Here is a 9949-nt window from a genome sequence, read left to right as displayed (position 1 = left end):
CGAGAGGACTTGAACCTCCACGGTGTTGCCACCACTAGAACCTGAATCTAGCGCGTCTGCCAATTCCGCCACGACCGCATATAAAAATGGTGGAGGCTGACGGGATCGAACCGCCGACCCTCTGCTTGTAAGGCAGATGCTCTCCCAGCTGAGCTAAGCCTCCCTACCCCAAACCAGTTGTTGGGGCCCCGCAAAGCAATTGCTTGACTATGTGGGATATAAGTGACCCGTAGGGGATTCGAACCCCTGTATGACAGCGTGAAAGGCTGCTGTGTTAAACCGCTTCACCAACGGGCCAGGTATGATGGCGGATGGAGTGGGATTTGAACCCACGAGACGGTTCGACACCGCCTACACGATTTCCAATCGTGCTCCTTCGGCCGCTCGGACATCCATCCATCGAGCCTGTAAGCGTTCGCTTTGGCAAGAATTAATCTATCATATTCACAACATGATTTCAAGTGATATTTTGAAAGTTTTCCCCTTGGTTGACCTCCGTGCCATTCATATCAGGCGATTATCTATCGAAACGAAAAAAGGGAGATTGCCTAAAGCAACATCACTTCCTGTTCAATATGATACAAGTAGTATCCCTTTACAAAACGGAGTGATGCCAGTTGTCAAAAAGAAAACGCCGTTCAGTAGGCTTCCCCTGTTTGTACGGAAACTGGTGTGGGCCTGGATGCTCCGGGCCGGGTGCGCCAATTGATGACGTCGACAGATGCTGCAAGAGGCATGATGATTGCTATCAAAAGCATGGGTATTTTTCTTGTCATTGCGATCAGGAGCTTGTACGCTGCCTTCGAAATAAAGTAAACAACTCAACGGAAAAAGGGAGAATGGCCGGTCTCATCTCGAATTTTTTCTCTCGAACAGGATGCTTTCCCAGCAATCCCCGCTAGTTTTTTCTGAATCGTTTTCCTTGTCAGTTTTCATCCAAAAAACGGTAACAACTTGGACATGAATCAGACATAATTCCCTTGTTTTTCCTTGTATTTTTTTGGTACTCTATTGAATGTCCAAGGAGGGTACGCAGCGTGGAATTGCACATACGAACAGACGCCAGTGTGGCGCTGACGTTAAAGAGAGAAATTATTTGTCATGGTATTTCCCGTTTTTATGTCCGTCCATACGATGATGATCAAGTAGAATTTATATTCCTCGCACTATCAGAGCACCAGAAGAAGCTGCTGTCCTATTCATTACGAAATTACAGCTACTGTCTAACATATCTAGCTTAATCTTCTACGGCCATTTTTCTCCCCTTTTTAAAGGGGAATTTTTATTGTTTTTTTTCGATGTACCCAAAAAGGCGAACATCGTCTGCGGTCAAGTTATGCAACGCATTCAAAAATTCGACTTGGAAACTGCCTGGCCCTACTCCTGCTGCTTTCTCTGCTGCCAGTTGCGCAGCAACACCGTAGCATACCAATGCTGCAGCTCCGGCGATCAGCTTGTCATTTGCAATGGCTGCAAACGCTCCCATAACAGATGTTAACAAGCAGCCAGTTCCGGTCACCTTCGTTAAGATGGGATGACCATTATGGATCGAGTATGTTGTTTCTCCATCCGAAACCACATCGACCTTGCCCGTAATCGCAACGATTGTCCCAAGCTTTCTCGCTGCTGCTTTCGCTAGGTCCGCGACATCTCCTCCCGCTTCCTTCGCATCTACCCCTTTAATTTCCCAGCGCTCCCCGATGACATTGGCAATCTCGGCAGCATTTCCTCTTATGAGGGTTAGGTCGAGTTCCTGCGCAAGATGTTGACTTGTCTCGGTTCGGTACAATGTTGCTCCCGCTCCCACTGGATCAAACAAAACAGGCACGCCATGCTGATTCGCCGATTTTCCTGCGATCAGCATCGCTTCGATCTCATGCTCGTTCAATGTCCCTATATTCAATACAAGAGCTCCGGCGATCTTTGCCATGTCTGCCACCTCTTGTTTGGCGTACGCCATGACAGGTGATGCACCAAGAGCTAACAAGCCGTTCGCTGTAAAGTTCGTGACAACTACGTTCGTCATGTTATGTACAAGAGGATTTTCCTCGCGCACTTTAATTAGCAATTGTCCGATTGTCTCCAGAATCATGATCGTTACCCCTTTCCTCTTGAACGGCGACTCGTGGAATCATCTTGTACACCTCGATGACATCCCCTAATATAGAATGCTCTTGCATGACGCCAATGATGATATACGAATGTTTTATGATGGGTAATTCGCGCATGTCAGCTACGATTTTCCACACTTTTCCATCATCATCCGTCACACTAGCACTGAAGGAGACTCTTCCCGCCCCTTCTTTCAAGATGTCCACGGCATCAAGAACTCCACATATTTTCATCCGATCATCTGGATGCATGATCCGGTTTTCCTCGACCCATTTTAGCTTCATTTCTTCTACTTTTAATGTTTTCCATCGATCAAGGAACTCCCAGTCTTTGGAATGTGGAAATATATGCTTCGTTTGCTCAAGGAAGGTGTTGTACTCTCCGTGCAGTTGATCTACATAATCATCTACATCCTCAGAAATCACGCGAATCGAATCTTCCCCGCATGTACGGATGTGGTGGGCCAGGTATTTGAAGGACTCGATCATGTCAAAGTTCCCCCAGCCCCAGGCCTGTTCGCCGAAAACTCCCCCCCGGGTTCGGCATTTTAGGCAGGTGAAGTAATAGTATGTAGGCATATCTGTTCCCCTATCTCCCCTATTTTGTCTCTCTTTTGGTATCGGTTGAGGAAGCGAAGCAATTTATGTTACATTCGAACCTATTTTTTGAAACTTCTCACGCAATTTGTTCACAATTTAACTTGTAGTATTTAGTGTAAGTTAAATCACAAAAGGTGGCTCCCCCCAAATTTATCGGGAAGCCACTCTTCATTATACTCCTTTTATGGCAATAAGAGGGTTACATTTTGCGACGACTGATGCAAGATTTGCACCCACAACCGAATCGATGATTTGATCCACATCTTTATAGGCTTGCGGGCATTCATCAAGGATGGAAGCGAGCGAACGATGATTCACCATGATCTCATCTTCCTGTCCCACACGCATCGCCTGCTCGAATTGATCGATGGTCACAAGCTCCTTCGTTGCTTTACGGGAACGAACACGCCCTGCACCATGACAGATCGAATAAAAGTTTTTGGCACCTGCGTCCGATCCGACCATGATATAGGACGATGTTCCCATAGAACCTGGGATCAAGGCTGGATGTCCCGTTTCACGGTAAGCTTTCGGATTTTGGAAATGTCCTGCTGGCAATGCCTTCGTCGCTCCTTTGCGGTGGACGAGCATCGGTGTGTTGCGATGGAATTCTTTCAGGGCGTAATTATGCATCAAATCATACAGGACTGGCGTACGCATCTCGCTACCGAAAACATCCCGGAACGCCTGCTCCACTGAAAATCCGATCATATGCCGATTTGTTACCGCAAAGTTCAGTGCGGAGTACATCAAATTCAAATACTGTTGTCCTTCCTCGCTTTGGATCGGAGCATATACCAGGCTTGGCTCAGGATTATGAATCCCCCATTTGTACATAGCTTCCTTGAAGCTTTTCGTATAATCACGCCCTAGCATAGCCCCCCACGCACGCGAACCGGAATGAATCATGATGACGACCTGACCGTCGAACAGTCCCCACGCTTTCGCTATCTCCCTGTTCTCCTCCGCGATGTCGATATGTTGGATTTCAATAAAGTGGTTACCGCCCCCCAATGTTCCCAACTGGCCCCACGCACGACTCCAGGATTTTTGCGGTATTTGCTCCAGAAAGGAATGGTCGAATTCAAATGTGTACTTTTCCACATGCGAGAAAGAACGACTTAAGGTGTCAGGCGCTTCTTCTGTATCCGGAATGTAGTTGCCAGGCAGTCCTTGTAAGCCATGCTTCACCACTTCCTCCAAGCGAATATCTGTAAAATGCGTATTTCCCCGTTCGTTTGTCGGGACGTACGCTTCGATCGCTTCAATCAATGCACGTTTTAGGCTCTTGTCTTTAAGGTCGTCTCGATGCAACGGAGTCAGATGCACACGCATTCCACATCCAATATCTGATCCGACAATGGAGGGCGAGACAAATCCATCGGCAAGATTCCAAACCGCTGTCGTCCCAATGCAGGTCCCAACACCCACATGTGCATCTGGGGTATACGAAAAATAAACATTTCGCGGAATACGCAAATTATTGTCTGCCATTTGATATACGCGTTCACCGAAGCTCGCAAATACTTCGTCATTTGCAAAAACGTGCACATCTCCATGCTCCAGTTTCACTTCACGATGGTTGTTCCCATGCAAAATTGTTTTCATCATCCATTTCTCCTGTCTCTCACAGCCTGCGCTGTTTTTCATACCCTTATTTTCCATCTGCGCATGTGGTTTGAACATGGTAAAAGTATTACGAACCTCTTTTTATCATTGACTTCTCTTCAGCCTCTTCGTAATATGGGGACTAATTTGGAAATAAATGACGAATGAATAAGGATGAGTGTAATGGCACGCGAAAGCTTTGACAAAGAGCTGCAATTGCTCCGTCTCCTGTTTTTGACCGCTGGTGCCTACAATCGGCAGCAGTTAGCCGAGCGGCTCGGGATCTCCGTTCATACGCTTGATAAAACGATAAAAAAGCTGAAGGACATTCAATCGACCTTTTACCAGCATGTCGGCGATGAGGAGAAAAAAGAGTATTACGCACAGCTTCGTTACAACTATTTTGAGGTGACGGACAATTTCTTGATGTTTTTGTACCATGCAAAATCATTGAAGGATTCGGAGGTAGAGCGACTGTCGCACATCTTGGAAAAGCTCAGACACCAGCCTCTCTCCATTAAAGATTTGCTGGATACGTTTGTGGATACAGAGCCCGATGAAAAAACGATTCGCCAGGACATGAAATACCTGGAAGAAGTTGGCGTGATAAAAAATGTGAGTGAGGTCAGACCGTACGTTTATCAGTTCGACGGTGAGCTACTGGACTCGTTGACAGACGACGAGCTATTGGACCTGTACGATTTCATCGACTTCATGGCTAATACACAGCTACCCGCCGTTCCTGGTTATCTCTTGCAAGAAAAAGTGAAGCGTTATCTCAAATATCGCTTGAAGCTAACCGATGCATCTGCGTTTTTATACAAGTATCATTTCGTCTCGCGTATTCTTGATGAATATCAAGCTTTGCTTCTCACCAAAGCCATTCATCAGCGAAAAATCGTTGAATTTCACTACTACACGCCCAAACGCCGAAAGTTTTATGATTCCCAAAATACGAATCCGGCTTTTCAACGGGATACATCCGGGCGACATCAAAAAGTGATTCCACTCCGGGTTATTTTTGATCATCAATACGGCAGATGGTACTTGCTGGCACAAGGATGCGGCAATGGTCCGCTCCGCAAATACCGTGTGGAGGGTATGACCAAGCTCGTAACAGGCAAATCCGTTACGCCGGAAATCTTCTCTTCCTTGCAAGCAAGTGCAGATGAGCGCATTGCCCATAGTTGGCTGATTGATACCGGAAAACTCGTAACCGTACGACTTCGCTTTTTCCAGCCTCGGGACACGCCTCATTCCTTTATCCAAGAGCGAGTGGAGGCACAGGGGCAATGGGGGATTGTGACAGAAGAATCACGGGAAAGCTTTGTGTACGAAATAAACGTGAACAGCACGATGGAAATTACACCGTGGATACGCAGCTTCGGTTCAAGCGTCGAAGTTCTTGAACCGCTGTTTCTTCGCAAACAATTCCAAAAAGAATGGGAGGAGCTGCTCGCCTACTATGAATCTGTTTGATAAGATACATAATTACCAGCTAGTGACTCGTCTGGATGAAGCAGGTGTTTATCCGGTAACCTCACACGAAAAAGCTTGGCTGGCCCTGATGCTGGCAAATCCGTCTGCGGCAGAAATTTTCGAGCCCACTACACTCGCTAAGCTTCACCGTTTGACACAAATACCAGAAAGTGAATCGACTGAACAAGAACGATTCGTGGAAAAGGCGCAAACGCAGGCCAAGCAGCTCTGGAGTCCGCTCGTGCGCACCCTGCGGCGAATTATTCTCGGCAAAAATCACATAAACATAACCGCAGCCACGAACAAAGGCCCGGTTTTTCGCAATCAACGAGGAGTTCCCTACAAGCTGGAATATTCACTTGCCAAGAAGGCCTGGTACCTGATCTGGCTGAACATGGCTTCCAATCGCCTGATCACGACTCCGCTGCATCTCATTCGCTCCGTCGATGAGCTTTACATAGAAGATGTATGGTATGAAAGTTTTTTACCGACTATTTCGGAGCAGATCCAACAGCGCAAACAGATGGCAAAAATTGTGATCATCCGTCGTTACAACGCTGAGATCCAGCGCATATTGTACGCTTTTTCCTGCTTTGACAAAGAGGTCGCTTTTGATCCAGAATCGGAGGTATATACGATCACCCTGCACTATTTATCCGACGAGCAGGAGTTTATTTTATCCCGCATTCGTTTTCTCGGCCTGCGGGTAAAAGTAGTAGAAAACGATCAACTCAAACAGCGCATGGCAGAGTCGGCAACGAACGCCTTGGCAAGATATACCGAAACTCCACTTTGATTGTCCCAAAAAATCAGGAAATCATACCCTATTCGATTTCCTGCATTTCCCTTATCATAGTTCAGGTGAGCTAGTAGCTAATCCAAGTCAGAGGTAGAAATGATGAAAACAACATGTAAAAAAGCGTCTCTCATATGTGGACTATGGCTTAGTCTGTCATGGCCGTTTATTACGGAGCCGGCGCAAGCAGCAAGTGTCATCCAGGCAAAAGTGGTCGCAACCTCTCTGAACGTTCGTAGTGAACCAGCCCCCAATGCATCTGTTGTCGCGACCGTGCCGTATGGAGTGGTCGTGACGATTACCGATGAAGCATACGGTTGGGCAAAAATTAGATACAATCAAAAGGTAGGCTGGGTTGCGGGGTATTACTTGCAAAAAGGAGCGGTAACGCGTACGGGTTCAGCATCTTCACCAGCCAATACAGCCACTGTCAAAAGCAAGCAAGGCACGGTTTTGGCCGATTCGCTTCGAATGCGAAAAGGACCAAGCACGAGCCATGAGATTATCCTTTCGCTGCCCAGAGGAACCCGTGTAGATATTTTGAAAAAGCAAGGAGACTGGATCCAAGCGAGAACTTCCAATGGACAAACAGGCTGGGTGTCTGCGACGTATATTGGCGATGCCAAGGCCAACGCTCCAGTGTCCAAAAGCTCCAAAACGCCAGGCTTAAAAGGAAAAGTCATCGTGATTGACCCGGGACATGGTGGTTCTGATATCGGGACACAAGGAACGAAGTGGAATAGCATGGAGAAAACGTTGAATTACAAAACGTCCATGCTGCTCGCCAGCAAACTGCGCCAACGGGGTGCGCAAGTCTTCATGACGAGGACAAGTGACACACAAAAGCCTTCTCTATCGCAGCGTGTCGCTTTTAGCGAATCAAAGGGAGCGGATGCCTTCATCAGCATCCATTACAATTCTTCCGTGAAGCCAAATAGCGGTACCCTCACGTTTTATTATTCGCAAGACAAGGATGAGCCGTTAGCTCGAGCGATTGAGTCTCGCTTGGCGGGTGGCATCGGTTTAAGAAGCAACGGCATTTCATTCGGCAATTATCACGTCCTGCGCGAAAACAATGATCCGTCCGTCTTAATTGAGCTTGGCTTCCTATCGAATTCAAAAGATGAAGGCATCGTCCGTACATCGTCCTATCAGGACAAAGCTGCGCAGGCGATTACGGAGGCACTAGCGGATTACTTCGGTCGATAATCGTACGGCTGGACGCTGTAGGAGAACAGCTTCCGCTCGAATTTCCCTTTGGCACCAATGATCTGATACCAGGTCTCTCCGATTAACAAGTCGGTTGCGAAATCTTTCTCCAGCAGATTGGTGATCGTCTCCATGACCGCTTTTTCATTGTCTTTTTGGATTTTCAACGACAAGGCCAGGACGAAATACGCCTGGTCTTCTTCCATTTCCAGCAAATGCAGACGGGCTGTACCACGGCGTTTGGCGTTGAAACCATCAATCACATTCGTCAGACCCTTTTTTGCCTGCACTTTATACTTTGTCGCTTCCCTCCAAGAGGAAATAACCGCATCGTACAACGAAAACGTCAGGATGAAATGGCTGGCGTAATCCTTCGGCTCAAAAGGCTCCGGTCCCATTTGCTTCTCATCCGCTGGTATGACGACGAATGCTTTGTAGTTGCTAAAAAACGGATCGCTCATGGCAGGTCCTTTCCATCGATAGTATCTGTGTTGGTTAGTATCCACTAGGAAAGCAGGATATTATGTACAAAAACGGTTATAAACGTTCAAAAGGCCAAGTCGACATGAAAACCGACTTGGCCTTTTGCTTGCTTTTGTATAGACATGTTTTTCAACTAAATATCTACTCATTACCGGTGGGTCATCGAGACACTTCCATGCCCGTGCTCCTCTTCCATGACATCCATTCCTGCACCATGATTGACGGTCCAGGTGATGACTTGGCTAGAAATGACAACGGCCAAAATGGTATACATCATCTCTTTCATCGGTACGAACCAGAACGACATGCAAAGTACAATGACGTCCAGTAAAAGAAAGACCGTACCAATGGACAATCCCGTGTACTTACTGATCAACAGGGAGAAAATATCGTCTCCACCTGTCGCAGCTCCATAGCGCAGAACCAATCCGGTACCCAGCCCGGTCAAAACACCGGACAGGACAGACGCCAGCGGCATCATTCTGCTCATATCCATGACGATCGGTGAAAATCGTTCAAACAAATCGTAAAACATGGTAAAAGCAAGTGATGCAAAGATCGTGTCCCAAATGAACTGGCGGCCTCTTACTAACCAGGCAACCAAAAACAATGGAATATCCAGTAAAAGCATCACCATCGCTGGCGACAAGTCAAAGGCGTATTTCGCCAATAACCCCAAGCCAACAAACCCACCTTCAGACAAATGGTTCTGAAAGTTAATGTGATAATACGCAAAAGCAAGTAAACAAGCTCCAAACAAAATCATACTGTAACGCTTAGATAACTGCAGCGCTCTCCTCATCATGGTTTCCTCGCATTTTTGTCGGTTTAGGCACAGACGACCAACCGACTACCGAGGAACATCGAAAGTATAAGTCGCTACTCATACAAAGGGCCTCGCTTTCGTAGTAGATTAGTCGTCTTCAGTGACGATCGACTACTACGAAGCTAGATGTAGGAGAGGTCAAAACGTTTCCAGATCGTCCTATGGGGACGCATGGTATCCTGATCCCTTCCATGGCTTTTCTTGTATTATATCATAAAAAAGGTGAAAAGACGACTCGAAACCGTCTTTTCACCGCGTTAAAATTGGAAAGCTTGTCCTTTTAGCTCTACCGGAATCCCTGCTGTGACAAGAAAAACTTGATCGGCAACCGCTGCCACGCGTTGATTCATCAAGCCCGCCAAATCACGGAACTTACGTCCCAACGGATGTTGCGGGACGAGTCCGTCGCCTACTTCGTTTGTCACCAGCAAGACCGTACCTGGGTAGTCTTTTAACTTGTTTACCAGCACATCAACCTGCTGGAGCACTTGCTCAAACGTCTGCTCCTCTCCATCATGCAGCAACCAATTAGACACCCAAAGAATCAAGCAATCAACCAGAATCACTGTCTGTTGTTCTTGTATGTCCACTTGCGCTGCGAGCTTCGCGAGCCACTCTGTCAATGCGTACGGCTCCTCGATCGTTTGCCAAGGAAAGTTGGACTGCAAGCGGCGGTCTCGGTGGTGCAAGATCCGCTCTTCCATTTCCTCATCAGTGCTTTGTGCGGTCGCGATGTAAACACCCGAGGATCCCAAATGTGCGGCGTATTTTTCGGCAAACGTGCTTTTTCCACTGCGTGCTCCACCTGTAATGAGTACAATCATCCTTCTGTCTCCT

At 47.1% G+C, this 9949-nt stretch carries 9 protein-coding genes and 3 tRNA genes; 3 read left to right on the top strand and 9 right to left on the bottom strand.

Annotation, left to right across the window (positions count from 1 at the left end; genetic code table 11):
* Positions 1–87: 87 nt before the first annotated feature.
* From ASG16_RS21400 to ASG16_RS21365, 6 genes are all read right to left on the bottom strand, one after another.
* Positions 88–163 (bottom strand) — tRNA-Val (locus ASG16_RS21400).
* A gap of 60 nt (positions 164–223) precedes the next feature.
* Positions 224–297, bottom strand: a tRNA-Glu gene (locus ASG16_RS21395).
* 8 nt (positions 298–305) lie between these two features.
* A tRNA-Ser gene (locus ASG16_RS21390) sits at positions 306–398 on the bottom strand.
* An 884-nt stretch (positions 399–1282) separates the two neighbouring features.
* Positions 1283–2092, bottom strand: a complete 810-nt coding sequence (gene thiM, locus ASG16_RS21375; protein ID WP_056485847.1) for a hydroxyethylthiazole kinase — start codon at positions 2090–2092, stop codon at positions 1283–1285.
* Positions 2058–2600 (bottom strand): hypothetical protein, encoded by a 543-nt coding sequence (locus tag ASG16_RS21370; RefSeq protein ID WP_241970808.1) that lies wholly within the window; start codon positions 2598–2600, stop codon positions 2058–2060. The genes thiM and ASG16_RS21370 overlap by 35 nt, the downstream gene beginning before the upstream one ends.
* Before the next feature lie 282 nt (positions 2601–2882).
* Positions 2883–4319 (bottom strand): RtcB family protein, encoded by a 1437-nt coding sequence (locus ASG16_RS21365; protein WP_056486663.1) that lies wholly within the window; start codon positions 4317–4319, stop codon positions 2883–2885.
* A 183-nt stretch (positions 4320–4502) separates the two neighbouring features.
* Here ASG16_RS21365 and ASG16_RS21360 point away from each other — a divergent pair, with 183 nt between their 5' ends.
* The 3 genes from ASG16_RS21360 (at position 4503) to ASG16_RS21350 (ending at position 7803) form a co-directional block, all read left to right on the top strand.
* Complete coding sequence (locus ASG16_RS21360; RefSeq protein ID WP_056485841.1) at positions 4503–5798, top strand: helix-turn-helix transcriptional regulator; 1296 nt, start codon at positions 4503–4505, stop codon at positions 5796–5798.
* On the top strand, positions 5785–6594 hold the full coding sequence (locus ASG16_RS21355) for a WYL domain-containing protein (RefSeq protein ID WP_056485838.1): 810 nt from the start codon (positions 5785–5787) through the stop codon (positions 6592–6594). The genes ASG16_RS21360 and ASG16_RS21355 overlap by 14 nt, the downstream gene beginning before the upstream one ends.
* Before the next feature lie 102 nt (positions 6595–6696).
* Positions 6697–7803, top strand: coding sequence for an N-acetylmuramoyl-L-alanine amidase family protein (locus ASG16_RS21350; RefSeq protein WP_056485837.1), 1107 nt, complete (start codon positions 6697–6699; stop codon positions 7801–7803).
* On the opposite strand, the gene ASG16_RS21345 is transcribed toward ASG16_RS21350, so the two are convergent.
* The 3 genes from ASG16_RS21345 to cobU form a co-directional block, all read right to left on the bottom strand.
* Positions 7788–8264 (bottom strand): hypothetical protein, encoded by a 477-nt coding sequence (locus ASG16_RS21345; protein ID WP_056485836.1) that lies wholly within the window; start codon positions 8262–8264, stop codon positions 7788–7790. The genes ASG16_RS21350 and ASG16_RS21345 overlap by 16 nt on opposite strands.
* Before the next feature lie 170 nt (positions 8265–8434).
* Positions 8435–9091: a YitT family protein gene (locus ASG16_RS21340; protein ID WP_048033831.1), complete on the bottom strand. Its 657-nt coding sequence runs from the start codon at positions 9089–9091 to the stop codon at positions 8435–8437.
* Between the two features lie 278 nt (positions 9092–9369).
* On the bottom strand, positions 9370–9936 hold the full coding sequence (gene cobU, locus ASG16_RS21335; RefSeq protein ID WP_056485833.1) for a bifunctional adenosylcobinamide kinase/adenosylcobinamide-phosphate guanylyltransferase: 567 nt from the start codon (positions 9934–9936) through the stop codon (positions 9370–9372).
* Between the last annotated feature and the right edge of the window lie 13 nt (positions 9937–9949).

Source organism: Brevibacillus sp. Leaf182 (genome assembly GCF_001423865.2).
Lineage (GTDB): Bacteria > Bacillota > Bacilli > Brevibacillales > Brevibacillaceae > Brevibacillus > Brevibacillus brevis_C.
Note: the sequence above shows the minus strand (reverse complement) of the source record. Positions and strands in the feature narration are given on the sequence as shown.